At 75.8% G+C, this 22,047-nt stretch carries 8 protein-coding genes; all 8 read left to right on the top strand.

Translation table 11 applies throughout. The annotated features are described in order from the left end of the window. Nucleotides 1-59: 59 nt before the first annotated feature. The 8 genes from H566_RS0104465 (at nucleotide 60) to H566_RS27190 (ending at nucleotide 21,980) form a co-directional block, all read left to right on the top strand. Nucleotides 60-2,348, top strand: coding sequence for a baseplate J/gp47 family protein (locus tag H566_RS0104465; RefSeq protein WP_028310500.1), 2,289 nt, complete (start codon nucleotides 60-62; stop codon nucleotides 2,346-2,348). A 2-nt stretch (nucleotides 2,349-2,350) separates the two neighbouring features. Next, nucleotides 2,351-5,875, top strand: a complete 3,525-nt coding sequence (locus tag H566_RS0104470) for a phage tail protein (protein WP_028310501.1) — start codon at nucleotides 2,351-2,353, stop codon at nucleotides 5,873-5,875. Between the two features lie 21 nt (nucleotides 5,876-5,896). Then, nucleotides 5,897-8,635 carry a hypothetical protein gene (locus H566_RS27180; RefSeq protein WP_051378012.1) on the top strand — a complete coding sequence of 913 codons (2,739 nt, stop codon included), beginning with the start codon at nucleotides 5,897-5,899 and terminating at the stop codon, nucleotides 8,633-8,635. After that, the gene (locus H566_RS29600; RefSeq protein WP_034410454.1) at nucleotides 8,635-9,969 is read left to right on the top strand and encodes a hypothetical protein; all 1,335 of its coding nucleotides are present in this window, start codon (nucleotides 8,635-8,637) and stop codon (nucleotides 9,967-9,969) included. Before H566_RS27180 ends, H566_RS29600 begins: the two co-directional genes overlap by 1 nt. 79 nt (nucleotides 9,970-10,048) lie before the next feature. Beyond that, nucleotides 10,049-12,097: a hypothetical protein gene (locus H566_RS0104485; protein ID WP_028310503.1), complete on the top strand. Its 2,049-nt coding sequence runs from the start codon at nucleotides 10,049-10,051 to the stop codon at nucleotides 12,095-12,097. Nucleotides 12,098-12,107: 10 nt separating this feature from the next. After that, nucleotides 12,108-14,300, top strand: a complete 2,193-nt coding sequence (locus H566_RS27185) for an AAA family ATPase (protein WP_051378014.1) — start codon at nucleotides 12,108-12,110, stop codon at nucleotides 14,298-14,300. Nucleotides 14,301-14,395: 95 nt separating this feature from the next. After that, nucleotides 14,396-17,890: a phage tail protein gene (locus tag H566_RS0104500; protein WP_028310504.1), complete on the top strand. Its 3,495-nt coding sequence runs from the start codon at nucleotides 14,396-14,398 to the stop codon at nucleotides 17,888-17,890. A 1-nt stretch (nucleotide 17,891) separates the two neighbouring features. Continuing rightward, nucleotides 17,892-21,980: a glycosyltransferase family 9 protein gene (locus H566_RS27190; RefSeq protein ID WP_051378016.1), complete on the top strand. Its 4,089-nt coding sequence runs from the start codon at nucleotides 17,892-17,894 to the stop codon at nucleotides 21,978-21,980. The last annotated feature ends 67 nt before the right edge of the window (nucleotides 21,981-22,047 follow it).

The following is a 22,047-nucleotide window of genomic DNA, read 5'->3' on the forward strand; positions in this document are numbered from 1 at the left end:
CCATCGCCACCGCACCGAGCCACCGCCCGCCGCCGCCAGCGCCCGCCCCCGAGACCGCCATGCCGATCACCCTGCCCGCCATCGACGACCGCGACTTCGACAGCCTCGTGCGCGACGCGCTCGCCCGCGCCTCGGTGCACACGCCCGAATGGACCCACACCGGCCCGTCGGACCCCGGCGTCACGCTGGTCGAGCTGTTCGCCTTCATGGCGGAAAGCCTGCTCTACCGAGCCAACCTCATCCCCGAGCGCAACCGGCTCAAGTTCCTGCAACTGCTGGGCGTGAAGCTGCTGCCGGCCGCGCCCGCGCACGGCCTCGTGCAGCTGCGCAACGAATCGCCGGGGCACATCAGCGTCACGCTTGCGCCCGGTCTGCAAGCGTTTGCAGGCCCGCTGCCCTTCATCACCGATCTCGGCCTCGACGTGCCTCCGGTGGAAGGCCTCGCGGTGTTCAAGCGCACCGTGGCCGCGCCCGATCCGGCCCTGCTCGACTACTACCGCCAGCTGTACGAAGCCACCGGCCGCGACCTCGCCGGCACCGACCTCGCGCCCGTGCTGTACGAGACCGTCGCGCTCGACGACCTGCCCGCCGCGCTCGACGTGGGCGCCGAGGCGGTGGACGGCGCGCTGTGGATCGCGCTGCTCGCGCCGAAGAAGGCCAGCGACGCGGTGCGCCAGCAGGTGCGCGAGCGGCTCGCGGCCTGCACGCTGTCGATCGGCCTCGTGCCCGAGCGCGCCGATCCGTCGGCCAGCCTCATCCCCGGCGCGAGCGCGCGGCCGGCGCCGGCGCTCGGCGTGTGGATGCCGCGCACGGGCGATGCGGCGTCGGGCACCGGCGGCGCGGCGGCCGACGGCGCCACGGCCGGCGGCACTGCTGGCACCGCCACCGCCCTCTACTGCCGGCTCGACGCCGTCGCGCCGGCCGGCTTTCCCGACCGCGCCGGCATCCTGCAGGTGACGATGCCCGCCGCCGACGCCATCGGCACCTGGAGCATCGACGAGCCGCTCGAAGCCGGCGTCGGCGAGCTGCCACCCCTGCTCACCGACGACGAACTCGACGCCCGCGTCCTCACCTGGCTGCGCATCGACGGCCTCGGCACCGCCGGCGTGCGGCTGCGCTGGGCCGGCATCCATTGCGCCACCGTCACCCAGCGCAGCCGCGTCGAGCGCGAGACGCTCGCGCCCGGCGACGGCGACGTGAACCAGCAGCGCCAGCTCGGCCACGGCCAGGTGCTGGCCGAGTCGGTCGTGCTCGCCGTCGGCGGCCAGCGCTGGACGCTCACCGACGAACTCGAAGCCGCGCCCGCCGAGGGCAAGCCCGGCGCGACCGTGTTCGCGCTCGACGCCGAGGCCGGCCTGCTGCGCTTCGGCGACGGCGTGCGCGGCGCGCGGCCGCCGGCGGGCGCCGCCATCGCCGTGGCCTACGACTGGTCGAACGGCGCCGACGGCAATGTCGCAGCCGGCGCCATCACGCTCGCGCCCGACCTGCCGGCCGGCATCAAGCTCGCCAACCCGGTCGCCTGCACCGGCGGCACTGCCGCCGAGACCGCCGCCGACGGCGAGCGCCGCATTCCGCTCGTGCTGCGCCACCGCGACCGCGCCGTCAGCGCCGACGACTTCGCCGAGATCCTGCGCGCCGCGCCAGGCGCCGACCTCGGCCGCGCCGAGGTGCTCGCGGCCTGGCATCCCGAGCTGTCGCCCGCGCTGCCCGGCGACCAGCCCGGCGTCGTCACCTGCATGGTCATCCCGCGCACCGACGCCGCCCACCCCGACAACCCGCTGCCCGACGCCGACTTCATCAACGCGCTGTGCAACCACCTCGCGCCGCGCCGGCTCGTGACCTGCGAGGTGCTGCTGCGCGGGCCGGTGTACTCGGGCGTGTGGATCAGCGTGGGCATCGAGATCGTGGCCGGGCAGTCGGTGGCGACGGTGCGCGACCGGGTGCGCGCCGCGCTGCGCGATCACCTCTCGCCGCTGCCGCCGGCCGTGACGGGCGCGCCCGCCGCGACGCTGCCGGGGCTGGAGAACGGCTGGCCGCTGTTCCGCGCGGTGACGGCGCTGGAGCTGGCCGCCGTGGTCGCGCGCACGACCGGCGTCGCGGGCGTGGCGGGCCTGCTGCTCGGCGACGCGAGCGGCAGCCGGCGCGACAGCGTGCCGATGCAGGGGCTGCAGCTGCCCTTCATCGCGGGGCTGTCGGTCACGCTCGGCGATCCGGTGTCGCTCGACGATCTGGTCGGGCGCGGCAGCGGCGCGGGCGGCGGTGATGGCGGCGACGGCTCGGGCGGCAACGGCGGCGGTACGACCGCGCCGCGCCGGCTGCCGGTGCCCAAGGTTCCGCAGGAGTGCTGAGCATGGATGCCAACGGCAGCCGGCATTTCGCGCTCGTCACCCAGGGCGACTGGCAGGGCGCGCTCGACGCGGCCTTCGAGGGATTGCCGCCGGGCGACCGGCCGCTCGCGTGGTCGGACGGGACGACGGGCGGCGGCGCGATCGGCGCGAGCTGCGGGGCGGGCGGGTTGGGGTTGAAGGGCTTGCTGCATGAGTTCCGGCCGCGCGGGGAAGTGGCCGGCGCGCTCGCCGAAGGCCACGGACGCGGCGGCGCCTTCGACGCCTGGGGCAACCTCTACTCGCTCTCGGCCGACCGGCGCGCGATCCGCATCCGCTCGGCCGGCAGCGGCGCGATGAGCGATTTCTGGCCCGTGACGGGCGAGCAGCCGGGCGCGCCGCAGCGCGACGGCATCGCGGCGATCGCGGGGCTGACCGCCGGACGGCGCGCGCCCGCGCCGGGCAGCACGGCGGCGGGTGGCTTCCGGCCGGTCGCGGCCACGCCCGCGCCGGCGGCGGTGACGCTGGATGCGCTCGCCGTGACGCGCGGGCATTACCTCGTGGTCGCGGCGGCGGCGGCGGGGGGATTGCTGATCTTCGATCTGCACGGCGCGGGGCCGCCGCTGTTCCAGGGCTGGCCAGGATTGGGACGGGTGCCGGGCGAGGCGGGTGGCTCGGGCGGCGGCTCAAGCGGTAACTCAGGCGGCGGTTCGGGCGCGGGCGGAGGCTCAGGTTCGGGCGCGCCGCGCATCACCGAGGCGCTGGTCGCGCTGGAGGATGGCGGTATCGGCGCGCTCATCGACGGCCGGCTCTGGCGCGTCGGCGCCGACCTCAAGCCCGCCCTGCCCGCGACGGCCGGCGCGCCGGCCTTCGGGCCGGTGCCGAAGCCGGGCGCCGGTGATGCGACGCCCGCCGCCCCCGACGCGGAAGACGGCTCGCCCCCCGCCAGTCCGCCCGTGCCTTCCGGCGGCAACGGCGGCAGTGCCAAGGCCGCTGCCCCGCAACCCTGCGTCCTCGACCTCCGCCCCGCCTTGTTCGCCAACCTCGCCGCTACCGGCGCCCCACCCGGCACGCCCGTCCCGCCCGACGCCCTCGCCACCGTGCGCGTCACCGCCGTCGCCGCGCTGCGTGGCGAGCGCCTGCTGGTCATCGGCCGCCGCGTCATCGACGGCGCCGAACAGCCCGTCGCCGGCGCGATGCATCTCGACGGCAGCGTGCTGCCCGTGCTGCGCCGCGACCTCGCCGGCGCCGTGCCCGCCGATCCGCTCGACGCCCTCATCGCCGAGGTGGTCGAGCCGCGCGACATCCCCCTGCCCGACGGCGGCAGCGCGCAGCAGCGCCCGCGTCCCGCCCTCGCCGAACGCGCGCTCGCCATCGACCACGGCGCCAATGCCGTCGACGCCGCCGCGCCCTTCGCCTTCATCGTCGTCGCTGCCGGCGGCGACCAGGCCTTCCGCTTCGCCGCCGACTGGCGCGACGACGGCGCGCTCGCCATCGGCATCGTCCGCGACTTCCTGCCCATGCGCCGCTACCTCGGCCTCGGCCTCGCCGCGCTGCCCGGCGGCGTCGTGCTGCACGCCTACCCGGCCGCGCGCGTCTTCTACGCCGCCGACGAGCGCTGGGTGCCGCTGCTCGCCCTGCCCCAGCCGCGCTACCTGCGCGACGCCAGCCTCGAACTCCCACCCTGGGACAGCCGCCTTCCCGGCTGCGTCTGGCACCGCGTCGCGCTCGACATGCGCCTGCCGCCCGGCACCACGCTCGCGATCGAGACCCGCGCCGACGACGACCCGGCCTCGCTCCCGCACCAGCCCTGGCGCCGCGAACCCGGCCCGGCGCGCAACCCCGCCGGCAGCGAACTGCCCTGGCGCGACAGCGGCACCTGCGCGGGCGAAGGCGGCGGCAACAGCGCAGGCAACGGCGCACCGGCCACCGGCAGCGCCGCCAGCGCCACCGGCGCGCCGATCTCGGCCATGACCGCCTGCGGCAGCGACGACGCCAGCGGCACCTGGTCCACGCTGCTCCAGGCCGCCACCGGCCGCTTCCTGCAACTGCGGCTCGTCATCGGCGGCGACGGCAAGCGCACGCCGCTGCTGCGCGCGCTGCGCGCCTGGTACCCGCGCTTCTCCTACGCCCGCGAATACCTGCCGCCGGTCTATCGCGCCGACCCGACCGGCGCCGACTTCCTCGACCGCTTCCTCGCGCTGTTCGAGGGCGAGTTCACGCGCTGGGAAGACCGCATCGCCGCCGCCCAACTGCTGCTCGATGCGCGCACCGCGCCGGCCGGCGCGCTCGACTGGCTCGCCGGCTGGGTCGGCGTCGCGCTCGATCCCGCGCTCGACGACCGGCGTCGCCGCCTGCTCATCCGCCACGCGATGACGCGCCACGCCCGGCGCGGCACCGTGCCCGGCCTGCTGCTCGGCGCCACGCTCGCCTGGGAGACGAGCATCGACGAAGCCTGGTTCGACGCGCCCGAAACGCTGGCCGAACGCCCGCACGGCCTGCGGCTGCAGGAACTGTCCGGCCTCGTCCCGCCGCTGCCCGCGAGCGCATGGAACCCGGCCACGCAAGGCCGCGCCGACCTGCTCGCGCGGCTCGACGGCGACGCCACGCTCGCCGATCCGCAAGCGCTTGCAGCGCTGGGCGCGGCCGACGGCTCGGGCACGACCGGCAACGGCGCTTCGACGCCCGCCGACGGCGCGGCAGACGCCGCCGATGCCGGCAGCGCCGCCGCGCAGGACAACGCCACCACCACCAACGCCACCCGTCACGCCACCCTGCTGCGCGCCCTCGGCTTCACGCCGCGCGGCGCGATCGAGGAAGCGCGGCTGTGGTCGGCCTGGAGCGAGGCGCAAGCCGCGCAGGCCCGCGCCGCCACGCTCGCCGGCGACGCCCCGCTCGCGGGCGATGACGGCGCCAGCGCCGACAGCCCGGCCCCGCTCCCCGCCGACGAACCCGCCACCGCCGCCGACCGCGCCGCCTGGACCACCTACCTAGCCGCCAGCGCCCCCTGCGCGCCGCTGCGCCGCCGCTGGCAGGACTTCCTCTCGCGCCGCTGGCGCCGCGTCTCCGCGCTCAACGCCGCCTGGGGCACGCGCTGGCGCGACTTCGACCGCATCCCGTCGCCGGTCGCGCTGCCCGCGAGCGCCGAAGCCCTCGCCGACTGGCACCGCTTCGAATCGCGCGTGCTGCGCGGCCTCGCGGGCGCGCACCGCTTTCGCGTCGTGCTGCCGCTGCCCGACGCCGGTCTCGACCTCGACGACCTCGCCCGTCGCCGCGACGCGGTGCTGCGCGTGATTGCCGACGAGAAGCCCGCCCACACCGTCGCCGAGGTGCGCTTCGGCTTCGACCTGTTCCGCATCGGCGAGGCCCGGCTCGGCCTCGACACCCGGCTCGAAACCGGCCTCGCGCGGCGCCCCGAACTGGCCGCGCTCGGCTGGGGCGGCGGCGCCGTCGCGCCCGCCGTGCTCGGGCGCATCGACCTCGGCGGCGCGCGGCTCGCGCCGCTCCGCCCGCAACCGCCGGCCGACCGCGTCGGCCTCGATCGCGGCTAGACCACTTCAGGGGAGACCTCCATGGGCTGCTGTTCCGGCTACAACTTCGCGCCCGCGCCCGACGCGGCGCTCGACCCGAACCAGCGCGTCAACTTCAGCTTCGGCATGGTGCTGGGCGTGGACGACTTCCGGCAGGAGCACACCTACCTGGCCACGCGCGACGAGCGCGCCCTGCGCGAGCTGATCGGCTACGGCGCGATCACCGGCCTCGCGGTCGGCACCAACGTCGTCGGCACGCAGGTGGAAGTGCAGGTCGCGCCCGGCCTCGCGCTGCTGCCCGACGGCAAGCTCGTGGGCGTGGCCGCCGCGCAATGCGCCCGCCTCGACGAATGGCTGGCCGGCCCCGGCAAGTCGGGCGCCGACGGCAAGACCGGCGCGGCGAGCGTGTACGTCGTGCTGCGCCATGTGGAAATCACGGGCACGCCCGTGCCCATCCCCGGCGAGCCCTGCCGCGCCGAGGATTCGCTGATTGCCGATTCGCGCATCGCCGACGGCTTCACGCTCGACTTCAGCTGGACGCCGCCGTCCCAGGCCGAGGACGCCGCGCTGCGCACCTTCGCGGCCTGGCTGCGCCGTGTGGAGGTGCGCGACGCGCCCGCGCCCGAACCGTCGGTGGCCGACTTCCAGGCCGCCGTCGAGACGCAGGTGAAGCAGGCCATCGCCAATGCCGCGCGCTGGTTCGACGGCAGCGACCCGAGCCGCCCGCCCCAGGCCGCCACGCCCCTGCCCGACCCCGATCCCGCGCCCGGCGGCGCCTCGCCGGAAGGGCCGACGCTCGTCATCCCGCGCGCCCGCTATGCCGAGTTCATCAACGCCGCCTTCGACGTGTGGGTGCGCCGGCTGCGCGCCGACGCGATGGCGCATTTCGGCCCGGTGCCGGCGGCGGAAGCCACGGCCGAGGCCGGCCTGCTGCTCGCCGCGATCGACATCACGCTCGACGCCGGCAGCCTGCAATTTCCGGAGGACGTGGCGCAGACGGCGGTCGCGCGCTGGCTCGGCCGCGCCCAGCTCGCGCATCTGCGGCTGTTGCAGGAATGGCTGCTGACCAACGCCGAGAACGACGCACCGCGCGAGGCCGACTACCTGCTCGGCCGCTTCGACGCGCGGCTGCCCAATGCCCAGGCGCTCGATGTCGATTTCGCGGCGCACGAGCATGCGATCACGCGGGTGGACTTCATCGACGCGCCGACCGACGCCGAGCCCGAGGGCCGCAAGGCGGTGCTGCGGCCGGCCGTCAAGTGGCCCGGCGGCGCCGACCCGGCGGCGGGCGGCCCCGACTACTACGGCCCCGGCATGAGCCAGCCGATTCCCGTCAGCGACGGCGGCACCGGCCAGGCCGTCGGCCCGGCGCGCGGCCAGCTGCTGACGGGCGTGGCCGAGGTGGCGGGCACGCCGGCGCATTTCGCGCTCGGCTGGCTGCGGCCGGTGCAGCACACGCCCACCGGCACCGACGCCATCGCGACCAACCTCGTCGTGGACCCGGACAGCGCCGCGCCCGACATCCTCATCGACACGATCCAGAACCTCGGCCCGCTCGACAGTCCCGAGTTCGCGGGCCTGACGATCACCGGCGCGCTCTCGACCGATTCGCTTGAAGTGAGCGGCGCGGCGCACGTGGGCGACACGCTCGGCGTCGATGGCAACGCGAGCGTCGGCGGGGCGCTCGACGTGACGGGCGGCGCGCACGTCGACGATTCGCTCGACGTGGGCGGCGCGGCGACGATCGGCGGGGCGCTGTCGGTCACGGGCGACATCGGCGCGGGCGGCTCGGTCAGCGCCGGCACGGCGGTGAACGCGGGCAGCGACGTGAACGCGGGCGGCAATGTGACTGCCGGCGGCGGCGTGAGCGCGACCGGCGATGTTCAGGCGGGCGGCAACGTCACGGCGGAAGGCGGCATCGGCGCGAAGGGCGACATCAAGTCCGAGGGCACGGTGCATGGCGAGGCCGGGCTGTCGTCGGGCGCGACGCTCTCGGTCGCGGGCGACGCGACCATCTCGGGCGTGCTCGACCTCGGCCAGCCGCTCGCGGCCGGCGAGGGCGGCACCGGCCTCGACACGCCGCCGCGCAAGCAGCAGGTGCTGGTCGGCCATCCCGACGACAGCGGCCGCTATGTGCTCGCCAACCTGGCCGACAGCCCGAGCGTGATCGTGCGCTTGCAGCAGACCGGCGCCAGCCCGCCCGCGCCCGAGGAATGGACGCTGAGCTTCGACGCCGTCGGCGGCAACGACAGCGGCAGCGGCGGCCTCGCGCTGCCGGTCGCCACCGGCCAGGGCGGCACCGGCACCGCAGACCAGCCCGCCTTCGCGCAGATCCTGAGCGGCAACGGCGAAGGCGCCTACGACGTCGGCGACCTGCGGCCGGCGGTCGCGGGCAGGCACATCACCGTCAGCAAGGTCGAGAAGGACATCACCATCGACACCACGCCGCAGACGCACTGGGCGCTGCGCGTGGTGAGCGACATGACCAAGGGCAATGCGCTCACGGGCACCGACCATGTGGTGGTGATCGCGCAGGAGGGCGACAAGCTGGAGTTCAACCTCGGCCCGGCGCAGGAGCAGCGCGTGGTGACGGTGAAGTCGGCGCTGCTCAAGTCGCCGGTCACGCTGCTGGCCGCCGGCACCGTGCGCGCGGGCGAGGGCAAGAGCCTGATCGACACCCAGGAGACGCTGGTGCTGGAGCCGCAGCGCTCGGTCACGCTCATCGGTCATGCGGGCCGGCTGGCGGCGACCTCGGTCTGGTACGTGATCGGGAGGGCCTGATGAGCACGCCCGGACTCGACCAGCCGCTCGCCGCGAGCGGCGAGGCGCGCACCTATTTCTTCAACGGCCGGCTGCTGTCGGCGGAGGACCTGCAACGCGAGCAGATAGCGCGCGAGGCGGGCCAGCGCCGGCTGGCGCGGCTGGCGGGCTGCGGCATCGAGCGCGGGCTGGGCGTGACGCTGGCGGGCGCGCGGCTGATCGGCATCGGCGCCGGGCTGGGCGTGACGCCGTCGGGCGCCATCATCGAGACGACGGGTTTCGAACTGGACCTCGCGGGCAGCGGCGCGGGCGGCACGGCGGCCGGGCGCTTCGGCGATTGCGCGGCGCGCTTCGGCAGCCTCGGCGCGCTGGCGGGCACGCATCTGCTGGTGCTGACGCCGGCGTGGATCGGCGAGGGCCGGGCGCCGACGCTGCTCGGCGAGGTCGGCGCCTGCAACCGGCGCCAGGAATTGCCGGGGCTGCGCGCGCGGCTGGTGCCGCTCAATCCGCCCGCCGACGCGACCGCCGCGACGCTGCGCAACCGGCTGGCGACGGCGCTGTTCGGTACTGCGGGGCTGGCGGCCGATCGCGTGGTCGGCTGGTGGCCGGCGACGGTGGCGCCCACGCTGCGCGCCGACGATCTGCCGATCGCGGTGCTGGCCATCAACACCGCCGGCAATCTCGACTGGGTCGATACCGACGCGGCACGCCGCCGGCTCGCGCCGCCGCCCGGCGCCGAGGGCGACGCGCTTTGGCCGCGCAGCGAGCGCGTGGCGATGGAAGCGTTTGCAAGGCAGTGCGCGCGGCAGTTGGCCGAGGGCGCGGCGCTGCCGGCGGCGCGCGCGGCCGAGGGCACGGCGGCGGCCTTTCCGGTGCTGCCGCCCCTGCTGCTGCTGGACGCGGCCGGGCTGGATCGCTGGCGCGCGGTGTTCGGCGCGCTGCCGGCGCTGGCGGCGGAATGGGAGATCGAGCTGGGGCGCGAGGATTTCGCGCGCGCGCTCGACGGCGGGCTGGATGCGCGGCCGGTGGCGCAGGCGCGCGCGACGGCGATGCTTTACCGCCTGTGGCGCGCGCCCGGCGACGGCGGCGCCGACCAGTGGCTGCTGCGGCTGCGCGATGGCGCCGAGCCGGGCGCCTCGCCCGAGTACCGGCAGATCGACGGCGACCGTGCGCTCGTTACCAGCAGCGAGCGCACCTCGGCGCGCGTGGCCAGCCTCGCGGGGCAGGTGCTGAACGATCCGCGTTCGACCGCCACGGAGCGCAGCCTCGCGGCCTCGGCGCTGACGCAGGCCCCCGACAAGGTGAAGCGCGCGGCGCGCAAGACGACGCCCGCCAAACGCGGCGCCGGCGGCTGACCGCGCAGCGCACACGCCACGCCGCTCACCGACGCACCGACGCATCGCCACGACGCCTACGCCGCCCTTTCCCGCCGCCATGACCGCCCCGCCCGCCCTTGCCATCGGCCGCCTGCGCGCCCGTCTCGACGCGCGCGAGCCGGTCATCGCGCGGCTCGCGGCCGAGACGCTCGCGGCCGAGGTGGCGGCGGCGCTGCCGGCGCTCGCGCCGCAATCGCTGCTGCTGCTGCGCCGGCTCGCGCTCGACCTGCCCGGCCCGGCGCTCGACCGTCTGCCCGACGCGCGGCTGCGGCTCGCGGTGGCGGGCCTGGCGCGCGGCGCGATCGCGGACGCGGCGGCGGTCGCGGCGCGGCCGGCGCTCGGCGCGGTGTCGCCGCAGGCGCAGGCGGTGCTGTTCGGCGACACGGCCGAGCTGCTCGCCTGCCTCGCGCGCGACGCGCTCGACGACCGGCTCGATTGCTGGTGGTGGCGGCAATGGCTCGGGCGCGCGCATCCGGACTGGACGGCGGGCTGGCGCGAGCAGGCGACGCATGCCGAGGCCGCGCTGCGGCTGCTCGCGCGCGCCGGATTGGCGGAGGCGGTACGGCCGGCGCTGGTCGCGCGCGGCGTGCTGGCTCCGGTGGCGGGCGACGGCGCCGCGCGACGCGGGATGCCGCCCGCCATGCGCGCCAGCTCTGTCCCGGTGGCGGAAGCGGGTGGCCGGCCTGACGCGCCGACCGGCTTGCCGCCCGATGCCGGCAGGCGCGCGGCCGCCGACACAAGCGCGGGCGGCACCACCGGCCTGCGTACCTCCTCGCCCTGCGACGAGACTGCCGCCGGCACCACCTCCCGGCCGCACAACGGCGCCGCGCAAAGCGCCCACGACAGCAGCCCCGACGCCCGCGCCACCGCGCCTGCCGGCTACCGTCGCGCGGCTTCCCGCGACGGTGCTGCCACCTCCCTCGACGACGCTCGCGCCGCCGCCCGCCCGCTGCCCGCGCCGACCGCGACGCTCGACCACCTCACGCGCCCGCGCCCTACCGCGTCGGGCAGCGCCGACGACGGCCACCGCCCCGCGTCCGCGCCGCAGACGCAGGCCTCTGCCCCGACCGCTCGACGCGCCGCCGCGCCCGATGCCACCGGCGCATCGAGCGACATCGCCCGGCCGACATCCGACTTCGCCGCCGATGTCGGCACATCGCCGACCACCGACCCCATGGACCCGGCCACCGCGCCCGACCGCACCGACAGCGACGCCCACCCGCAAGCCGACACCGACCGCGCCGCCGCGCACAGCCCCGCTTTCTTCGCCCCGTCACGCGCCGAGCCGCCGACCGCGCCCGCCGCCACACCGGTCCCGCGCTCGCGCGCCAGCCTCGACGCCCAGGCCGCCGCCCTCACCGGCCCGACAGCCGCCGCCCCCGAACCGCCACCCGCCCACGCGCTCGACGCCGCGCCGCGCGTGGTCCTCACCCGCCACGGTCGGCTGCTCTTCCTCGTCAACCTGCTGCTCGGCGACGGCCTCTATCCCGATTTCACGCGCCCGCTCGATCCCGGCTTTCCGCTGCCGATCTGGCGCCTGCTTGCGCTGCTCGGCCTGCGCCTCGTCGGCCCCGGCCTGCGCGACGACCCGCTCTGGCCGCTGCTCGACCGCCTCGCCGCCGACCTGCCCGCGCGCGACGACGCCAGCGCCCGCGACCTCGACCGCCACTGGCCCGTGCCGCCACCCGCCCCGCCGCGCGGCCGCCGTCTGCGCACGACGACACGCGCCCGGCCGCGGACCACGATGCGAACGCCATCCGCCACAGCGGCGCGACACGACGCGCGCCACCCGACCGGCCGCCACACCGGCATGCGCCGCGCGCCGCACGCCCTCACGCCCGCCCGCCCCGACCGCCTCCTCGCCCGCTGGCTGCGCCGCTACACCGCCAGCCTGCGCGCCCGTCTCGCGCCCGCGCTCGACCTGCCGCCCGCCCTCGTCGGTCGCGCCTTCGCCGGCGGCGTCACGCGGCTGTGGGTGTCGGAGGCCGAGATCGTCGCCGTCATGCCGCTCGACCTGCATCCGGTCGAATGGCGTCTCGCCGGCCTCGACCGCGATCCCGGTCCGCTGCCCGGCGCCGGTCGCGGCCTGCGCTTCGTCTTCGAATGAAAGCCGCGTCATGAACCCCGACGACGCCCGCGACCTCGCCGTCGCCGCCCGCGCCATCGACGGCGCCCGCCAGGAGCCCGGCGATCCGGCAGACCACGGCGACGCCTCGGCCGCAGTCCGCGCCGGCGCCGAATCCGATCCCTCCGCCGCCTTCCGCCCGCTGCTGCTCGCCGCCGCCTGGCGCGTGGCCGACGCCGCCGTCGCCCGCTTCGGCGAGGACGACGTAGCCGAGCGCTTCCCCTTCCTGCTCGACTACGCCGGCGCCCTCGCCGACAGCCCCGACAACCTCGTCCACGCGCCGCTGCGCGCCCTCGTCGCCGCCGCCGGCCTGCCGCCCGCCGCGCTCGAAATCTGGCTCGTCTGCGGCCTCGTCGAGGAAGACGCGCGCTTCGGCGCCGTGTTCGAGGCGCTCGACCTCGACGCCGCCGAGCGCCGCCCCGGCGTCGCGCTCATGCAGACGTGGTGGGGCACGGTGCCGCGCGAGGGCCTGCGCCCCGCGCTGCGCGCCCTGCTCGACTGCGGCCTGCTGCGCGCCTGCGCGCCGGGCGCCGCGCGCGCCGCCGCCACCTACGAAGTCGAGGACAACTGCTGGTCCGCCGCGCGCGGCGAGCCGCCCGAGCGCCCCGCGCCCGGCCTGCGCCTGCTGCCCGCCGCCGACGCGCCCGCGCTCGACAGCCTCGTGCTCGACGACGCCACGCGCGTCGCGCTCGGCCTCGACGGCGCCGACGACGGCGACGGCGGCCGCGACGATGAAAATAGCCTCCGCGCCCGCCTCGCCGCCCACGCCAGCGTCATCGCGCGCGGCGCCGACCACAACGGCCGCACCGCCCTGCTGCGCGCCCTCGCCCGCGCCGAAGGCCGCGACGTGCTGCTCATCGACTGGCCGCCCGACGGCCAGCCCGCCGCCGAGGCCGCCCGCCTCGCGCCGCCCTGGCTCGGCGCCTTCGCCACGCTCGCGGGCGCGCGGCCGGTGCTGCGCCTGCGCGCCACGCCCGGCGAGCGCCTGCGCCTGCCGCCGCTTGCCGGCCATGACGGCTGGATCGGCCTTGTCTGCGCCGACGACGACAGCCTCGACGATCTACCCGCGCCCGTCCTCGCGCTGCGCCTGCCGCTGCCCGACGCCGCGCGCCGCACCGCCCTCGTCGCGCGCCACGCGCCGCCGGCCGTGGCCGCGCAGGCGGTCGAAGTCGCATCGCGGCTGCATCTTTCGTCGGGCCACCTCGTGACGGCGCTGCGCCGGCTCGATGCCGGCATGGCGCTCGCGGGCGACAGCGACCGTGCCGCGCCGACCGCCGACCGAGCGGCCGCCATGCACGCGACGCAAGCCACGAACGCCGAGGCCGACGCTTCAACCCTCGCCGCCCGCCTGCGCGAAACGGCGCTGGCCGCCGGCGCCGCCGAACTCGACAACCTCGCCCGCCGCCTCGACACCACCGGCGCAGACCGTGCCGCCCTCGTCCTCGATCCCGACACCGCGCGCGACCTCGACGCCCTCGCCGCCCGCTGCGCCCAGCGCGATCGCCTGCGCGACTCGCTCCCGTCCGCCTTCGCCGCGCGCCTCAACGCCGGCGTGCGCGCGCTGTTCGCCGGCCCGTCCGGCACCGGCAAGACGCTCGCCGCCCAGGTGCTCGCCGCGCGGCTCGGGCTGCCGCTGTACCGGCTCGACCTGTCGTCGGTGGTCAGCAAGTACATCGGCGAGACCGAGCGCAACCTGCATCGCCTGCTCGCCGCCGCCGAGGCGCTCGACGTGATGCTGCTGCTCGACGAAGGCGACGCCCTGCTCGCGCGCCGCACCGAGGTCGGCAACGCCCACGACCGCTACGCCAACCTCGAAACCAACTTCCTGCTCCAGCGCCTCGAAACCCATCGCGGCCTCGTGCTCGTCACCACCAACGCGCTGGAGCGCATCGACACCGCCTTCCTGCGCCGCTTCGACCTCATCGCGCAGTTCCGCGCGCCCGAGTTCGCGGAACGGCTCGCGCTCTGGCGCGCCCACCTGCCGCCCGACCATGACGTGCCCGACGACGCGCTCGACCGCATCGCCGACGCCTGCGCGCTCGCGGGCGGGCAAATCCGCAATGTCGTGCTCGACGTCGCCTCGGCCGCCCTTGCGCGCGGCGAGCGCGTCGGCGTCGCGCTGCTGCATGACGCGCTGCGCCGCGAGTACCGGCGCGCGGGCGCGCTCTTTCCGCTCGGCAGGTGACGGCATGAACGCCCGCGCCGTCATGCCCGTCCGCCGCCGCGCGCCCGCGCTCGCCGCCCGGCGCGCCACCGCTCCGCGCCACGAAAGCTGACGCCATGTGCGCCCTCGCCATCCGCTCCGCCCCGCGCCGCGTCGCGAAGCCGAAATCCGACCCGCGCTTCATCGCAATGACCGACCAGGTCAAGGCCGGCGCCGCGAAGCTCAAGAAGCACGCCCCGCCCGCCCAGAAGGCGCGCGAAGCCTCGAAGTCCGCCAAGGCCCCACCCAACGAACGCGCGGCCGGCGCCAAGGCGAAGGTGGTTGACGAGGTCAAGGAAGCCCCCACGCCCAGGCCCCAGCCGCAATCCTTCAAGGCCCTGCTGCGCGCCGAGATCGACAAGGCGATGCCGAAGACGCTCGGCGATACCGAGAAGTTCATGAACGGCGGCGCCGCCGACGGCATGAAGGGCGCGCTCGACCACAACGTCGATGCGCAGAAGGAAACCGCCGCCGGCCCGGTCGAGACCGCCGCGCGCAAGCCGCCCAACGAAGGTGCCATCCCGGCCCAGCCCTCGGCCGCCCTGCCCGCCGAGCCGCGCCCCGCCGCGCCGACCGTCGATGGCGGCAGCGCCATGCCGCCGCCGGTCACGCCCGCCGAAGCCTCGCTCCAGCAATCCAAGCAGGACACCGCCCAGGCCCTCGCCGACGAGAAGATCAAGCCCGAGAGCCTCGCCAGGGCCAACGACCCGCGCTTCTCCGCGCTCGCGGGCGCCCAGGGCGCGGTCGCGAGCCAGGCCGACAAGGCGCCCGCCGCCTTCCGCGCGAAGGAAACCGGCGTGCTCGCCGCCGCGCGCGCCCAGGCCGGCGCCACGGGCCAGCGCGGCGCGCTGCTGCTCGCGGGCACGCGCGGCGCCGGCAATGCCAAGGTGCTCTCGCGCCAGCAGCAGCAGGCCGCGAAGGAAGAGGCCGAGCGCAAGAAGGTCGCGGCCGACATCGAGGCGATCTACGCCGACACCAAGCTCAAGGTCGAGACCAACCTCGGCGGACTGGACGACGCGGTCTCGGCCATCTTCGACCCCGGCGTGGAAGCGGCGATCGCGGCGATGAAGACCTTCGTCGATGACCGCCTGTTCGACTACAAGCTGCGCCGCTATCTGAGCATTCCGGTGGTCGGTCTCGGGCTCTGGCTGAAGGATCAGGCGCTCGGCCTGCCCGACGAGGTCAACCGCTTCTATGTCGAGGGGCGCGGGCTGTTCCAGTCGGCGATGGACCGGCTCATCGACCGCGTGGCGGCGCTGGTCGAATCGCGGCTCGCGAAGGCCAAGGCCGACGTGGCCACCGGGCAGGCGCGCATCAAGGCCTATGTGGCCGGGCTGCCGGCCAACCTCAAGGCGGCCGGCGACGCGGCCGCGCAATCGGTGGCCGAGCGCTTCACCGAACTCGAATCGGGCATCGAGAGCAAGAAGAACGAACTCGCGTCCTCGCTCGCGCAGAAATACAAGGAGGCCTTCGACAAGGCCGACGAGGCGCTCAAGCAGATGCAGGACGAGAACAAGGGTCTGCTGCAAAGGTTTGCAGACGCGCTCGGCGAGGTGCTGAAGGCGCTGCTGGAGTTCAAGGCGAAGCTGATGGCCGTGATCCGCAAGGGCCAGGAAACCATCCAGCTCATCCTCGACGACCCGATCGGCTTTCTCGGCAACCTGATCGCGGCGGTGAAGGGCGGCTTCAGCGCCTTCGTGGCCAACATCTGGACCCACCTGCAGGCCGGCTTCATGAAATGGCTGTTCGGCGCGCTGAGCGGCGCGGGCATCGAGGTGCCGGCCGATCTGTCGCTGCCGAGCATCTTCAAGCTCGTGATGGGCGTGCTCGGCATCACCTACGAGCGCATGCGCGCCAAGGCGGTCAAGCTCATCGGCAACACCGCCGTGACCGTGATCGAGAAGGTGGTCGAGTACGTGAAGGAACTCGTCACCGGCGGTCCGCAGAAGCTGTGGGAGAAGGTGAAGGAGGATCTGGCCGCGCTGAAGGAAATGGTGATCGGCGCGATCCAGGACTGGCTGATCGAGACGGTGGTGAAGCAGGCCGTGGCCAAGGTGGTGTCGATGTTCAACCCGGCCGGCGCGATCGTGCAGGCCATCATCGCCATCTACAACGTGGTGATGTTCGTGATCGAGAAGGCACAGCAGATCCTGGCGCTGGTCGAGGCGGTGGTGAACTCGGTGCATGCGATTGCAACCGGCGCCATCGGCGGCGCGATCGCGTGGATCGAGCGGTCGCTGGCCAGCACGCTGCCGATCGTCATCGGCTTCCTCGCGCGGCTGGTGGGGCTGGGCGGCATCAGCGAGAAGATCAAGGCCTTCATCCTCAAGGTGCAGACCAAGGTGGACAAGGCGATCGACAAGGCGATCGCGAAGATCGTGGCGCTGGTGAAGAAGCTGTTCGGCGCGGTGAAGGCCGGCGCGAAGAAGCTGCTCAACTGGTGGAAGAAGAAGAAGGGCTTCGCGCTCGAAGACGGCGAAAGGCACACGCTGCTGGTGCGCGGCGCGCCGGGCAGCCTCAACCTCGCCATCCGTTCCGACGAGACGCCCTACGGCGCGATGATCGACGCCGTCAACGCGCCCGAGGGCAACAAGGCGGCGGCGCGCGCCACCGCCAAGAAGATCGACGACCTGCTCAAGAAGGAAAAGGGCGGCCCCACATCCGAGGCCACCGAGAACGGCGCCGCCAACGCCGAAACGCTCGAAGCCCTGCTCGACACGCTGGCGGTGCAGACCGTGGCGCTGCTGCCCAAGGGCAAGACCGCCGAGACCACCTTCGGCGGCACGGTCAACGGCTTCGGCCGCTCGGCCCTCAAGACCATCAATCATCAGAAGGACTGCAAGGGCGGCACGCCCGCCGGCGGCGGCGGCAATGCCAAGTGGACGCTGCTCGCCAAGCGCAAGACCGGCGGCACGAGCTACTACATTCAGGGCCATCTGCTGAACGCCGGCCTGGGCGGCAGCGGCACCGACTGGGCGAACCTCACGCCGCTCACCACGCCGGCCAACAATTCCAGCGGCGCGAGCCACTACCACCAGTTCGAGAAGCATGTGGTGGCCGAGATGAAGAAGATCGGCGGCAACGCCTGGAAGGAGAAGGGCAAGTACCTGACCGTGAAGGTGGCGGCCATGTACGGCCGAGACATGAGCGGGCCGATCGCCAGCGTCGACACCGTGCTGGCCGACAGCGACGACGACTCGCGCAAGACGGTGAAGGACATCATGCAGGCCGAGACCGGCGTGCCGCAGTCGCTCAGCTGCACCGCGCAGGAAGTGACCGCCGCCGGCGCCCAGCGCACGATCAAGCAGGTGGGCGTGAGCAATCCGATCGACACCAACCCCAAGCACTACCTGCTCAAGTACGGCAAGAAGAAGCAGGTCAACCTCAAGAAGGCCAAGCCCGGCGACGTGGACCAGCTCACCGGCCTGAGCGATGTGGAGCGCGCCAAGGTCAAGGCCATCCTCGCGGCGAACGGCAAGTTCCCCAACAAGGAGCAGGCGCAGGCCGCGATCGGGGGCGACCTCTGGCACAAGATGATCAGCACCGCGGGCTACCGCGTGGTGGTGAAGTGAGATGACGCCCCGCCTGTCCTGCCTCATGCCCACGCGCAACCGGCATGCGCTGCTGCCGGCGGCGATCGCGCAGTTCCGCGCCCAGGATGTGGCCGATGCCGAACTCGTGGTCGTGAGCGAGGACGGCGTGCCGCCCGAGGTGGTCGAGCTCATGCGGGCCGACCCGCGCATCCGTCATGTGCCTTGCCCGCCGGGCCTGCGGCTGGGCGCCAAGCGCAACCTCGCCTGCGCGGCGGCGCGCGGCGAGCTGCTCGCGCACTGGGACGATGACGACTGGCAGGCGCCCGACCGGCTGCGGCGCCAGCTGGCCGCGCTCGACGCCGAGCCGCGCGCCGAGCTGTGCGGCACGAGCCGCGTGTTCTTCCGCGAGGTGGATGGCGCGGGCGCCTGGGAGTACCGCTATCAGGGGCCGCGCCGGCCCTGGGTGTACGGCGCGACGCTGATGTTCAGGCGCGCCTACTGGGCGCGGCAGCGCTTTCCTGAGCAGGACATCGGCGAGGACAACGCCTTCGTCTGGGCCGCGCGCCCGGAGCAGGTGATCGACCTCGACGAGCCGGCGCTGTGCGTGGCGAGCGTGCATGCGGGCAATTCGAGCCGCAAGGACACGCGCAACGCCTGGTGGACGCCGGTGCCGCGCGAGCGGCTGGAGGCGCTGGTGGCACGCACGCGGGCGGCGATCGACGCGATGGCGGCGGGGACGGGCGCCGCGACGATCGACGGCGCGGGCCGCACGGCCGGCGCGCCCGGCGTTGTCGCGCCCGAAGCCGCCGCCCCCGCCCCGCGTGCCCTGCTCGCGCTCGCGGGCGGGCTCGGCGACGTGCTGCGCTGGGCCGCGCTCGCGCCGGTGCTCGCGGCGGCCGGGTATCGCGTCGATCTGCTGGTCGCGGCCGACTGGCCCGATTGCGCCGCGCTGTTCGAGGGCGCGCCGGGCATCGACCGCGTGTTCGCCGCGCCGCGCGCGCTGCTCAAGGACGGCGCCATTCCGCTGCCGCCTGGCCTGCCGGTGCCCGCGCTGGCCGTGTTCTCGTACTGGGCGCAAACGCTTGCAAGCCGGCTGCCGGCCGCGCGCCGCTGGCTGCCCGCGCGCGGGCGCTGGCTGCGCGACGGCGATCCCGGCTGCTGCGCCGACATCGCGCGCGAACTCGGCTGGACCGCGCCGCTGCCGCTGCCGCCGCTCGCGCCCGGCCTGCGCGCCGCGCCCGGCGAGGTCGATGCCGGCGCACTGGCCATCCACGCCGGCTGCAAGCCCGACTGGCACTGGAAGCGCTGGCACGGCCATGCCGCCGTGGCCGAGGGCTACGCGCGGGTGCTGCGCCTGGGCACGGCGGCCGACGACGACGCGGGCGCGGCCTATTTCGCGCCCGACCCGCCGCGCTGGCCCGCGCACGTCACCGACCTGACCGCGCCGCGCCCGCTGGTCGAGACCACCCGCCGGCTCGCGCGCTGCGGCGCCCTGCTCGCCAACGACTCCGGCCTCATGCATCTGGGCGCCGCGCTCGGCGTGCCGACGCTGGGCGTGTTCGGCATCACCAGCCCGGCGCGCGAGGCCATGCCCTGGCCCGCGATGCACGCGATCAGCGCCGGCCTGCCCTGCGAACCCGACTGCCGCGCCGGCGCCTGGGGCCGGCGCGACTGCGGTCACCACCTCGCCTGCCTGCGCGAGCTGACGCCAGCGACGGTCGCCGCCCGGCTCGCGCGGATCGCGCCGGGGCTGGCGCGATCGGGCAACGGCGGGCCGGCACCGGCACCGGCACCGGCACCGACGCTGGCACGGCCCGCACCATCGCAGATGGCGCCGCGCGAGGCAGCGCCAGCGCGGCAAGGCGAGGTCGCGCCCGAGCCCGTCGCCCTCGCGGTGCGGCTCGGCGGCGGCCTTGGGGATCTGCTGTTCTGCGCCCGCGTGGCCGAGGCGATCCGCGCGCTGGCCGGCTTCGGCCCGGTCACGACCTACAACGACCGGCCCGAACTCGCGCGGCTCGCCTTCGGCGGACGCGGCCTGCTCGCCGACGCCCGCCCGCTCGCCGACTGGCCGCGCGCAGCCGGCCTGCGCGTCGAGCTGGACCAGTTCGCGCGCTTCGCCGACGACGCCGCGCGCTGGCGCGCCAGCCATCCGGCGCTCGCCGCGCTCATCGCGCGTTCGGCCGAGCGCATCGCCGGCGTGCGCGGCCTGGTCGCGCGCCATCCCCAGCTCGACGGCTACTGGGCGCGCTTCAACCTCGCCGCCGGCCGCGACCGCGCCACCGCGCTCGCGTGGACGGCGGGCTTCGACCCGGCGCCCGCCAGCGGCGACGACGCTTCCGCGGGCGCCGCCTGCCCGGCCGACCTGCGCGCTGACTCCCGCGCCGACCTTGGCGCCGACCTTCGCACCGACACCGTGCCGACCGGCATGCCGACGGGCGCTGGCGCCGCCACCGCCCGCGCCATCCTCGCCGCCCCGCTCGCGCTCGCCCTCGACGAGCGCCGCGCCGGCCCGCGCCAGCGCCTCGCCGCCGACGGCCGGCCCTGGATCACGCTGCACGACGGCTTCGACGCCGGCACCGGCCTGCGTCCGGGCGAGGCCGTGAAGTGCTGGCCGCTCGGCCACTGGGAAGACCTCGTGCGCCGTCTGCGCGCCGCGCGCCCCGACCTGCGCCTGGTGCAGATCGGCGGCCCGACCGCGCGCCGCATCGCCGGCGTGGACGACTGTCTGCTCGGCCACGCCGACCTCGCCGAGGCGCTCCAGGTGCTGGCTGGCGCGCAACTGCACATCGACGGCGAATCCGGGCTCGTCCACGCCGCCAGCGCGCTCGGCACGCCCGCGGTCGTGCTGTTCGGGCCGACCGACCGCGCCTTCTTCGGCCATGCCGGCAATCTCAATCTCGACGCCGGCGTCTGCGCGCCCTGCTGGTGGAGCACGCCCGACTGGCTCGGCCGCTGCCCGCGCGGCCTCGCCACGCCGGCCTGCATGCAGGCCCTCGCGCCCGCCGCCGTGGCCGAGGCCGTGCTCGCCCGCCTCGCCGAGCCGACACCCCGCGCCACGGCCCCCCCCCTCACCCGCGCCGCCGACGCGGCCGGCACCCGCCCCGATGCCGTGGTCCGCGCGGACAGCCACCGCGCCGCCGACCGCGACGGTCCGCTCGTCGCCCCCCGCCTGCTGCGCGCCGAAGCCTGGAACGCCGCACGCCCGCTCGACGCCAGTGCCGCGATCGCGCGCGCCTTCGGCCTCGTGACCGACGCCGACGGCCATGCGCGCCATCCCGTCACCGGCTGCCACATCCACGCCACCAAGCACTGGGAATACGCCTTCGCGCTCGACGCGATCGACGCCTTCGCGCGGGCGGACGCGCACGGCGACGACGGCCGCGGCGCCCGCCCCGCCACCCCGCGCGCGCCGACCGGACCGGCCCGCGCCGCCCCGCCGCCGCTGCGCATCGCCGACCTCGGCGGCGGACGCGGCGCGCTCGGCCCCTGGCTCGCGCATGCCGGCCATCGCGTGACCGGCTTCGACCGCGATCACGGCTGGGAGGCCGATGCCGCCACCGCCCGGCGCTTTCTCGGCTGGGCGGCCGGGCTCGGCCTCGTGCCGCGCGCCGCCGCGCTGCCGGCCCTGCCCGCGCCGGACGCGAGCTTCGACGTGGCGCTGCTGCTGTCGGTGCTCCAGCACCTCGCCGATCCGGCCGCCGCGCTGCGCGAGGCGCTGCGCCTGCTGCGCCCCGGCGGCCTGCTGCTGCTCAGCTTCGACCTCAGCGACGCGCCGGCGCGTCACGAGGACGCGCGCATGCGCCTCACCATCCCGAGCCCGCGCCGCCTCGCCGACTGGCTCGGGCTCGACGCCGCCCTGCCCGGCTTCGACCCCGCCGCGCTCGCGCGTTCAGCCGCCGAATTGCGCGCCGCCGGCATCACCGGCCTGCCCGACGGCCTGACCGTCGGCGCGCTCGCACTGCGCAAGGCCGGGGCGGACGCGGCCCGCGCCGCCACCGCCGAAGGCGCCGGCGTCGAAGGCGTCATCGAAGGCAGCGTCGCCGACACCGCCCCGGCCCGCGTGCCCGGCACGAGCGCGCACGACGACGCCCCCGGCGGCCGCGCGCCCCGGCGCGTGGCGCGCGGCTGAGCCCACCCGCCACGCTCGACAGCGCCCGCGATCTGCGGCACAACCCGGGCGCAGTCCCCGCCAACAC

This window comes from Derxia gummosa DSM 723, assembly GCF_000482785.1.
Taxonomy (GTDB): domain Bacteria; phylum Pseudomonadota; class Gammaproteobacteria; order Burkholderiales; family Burkholderiaceae_E; genus Derxia; species Derxia gummosa.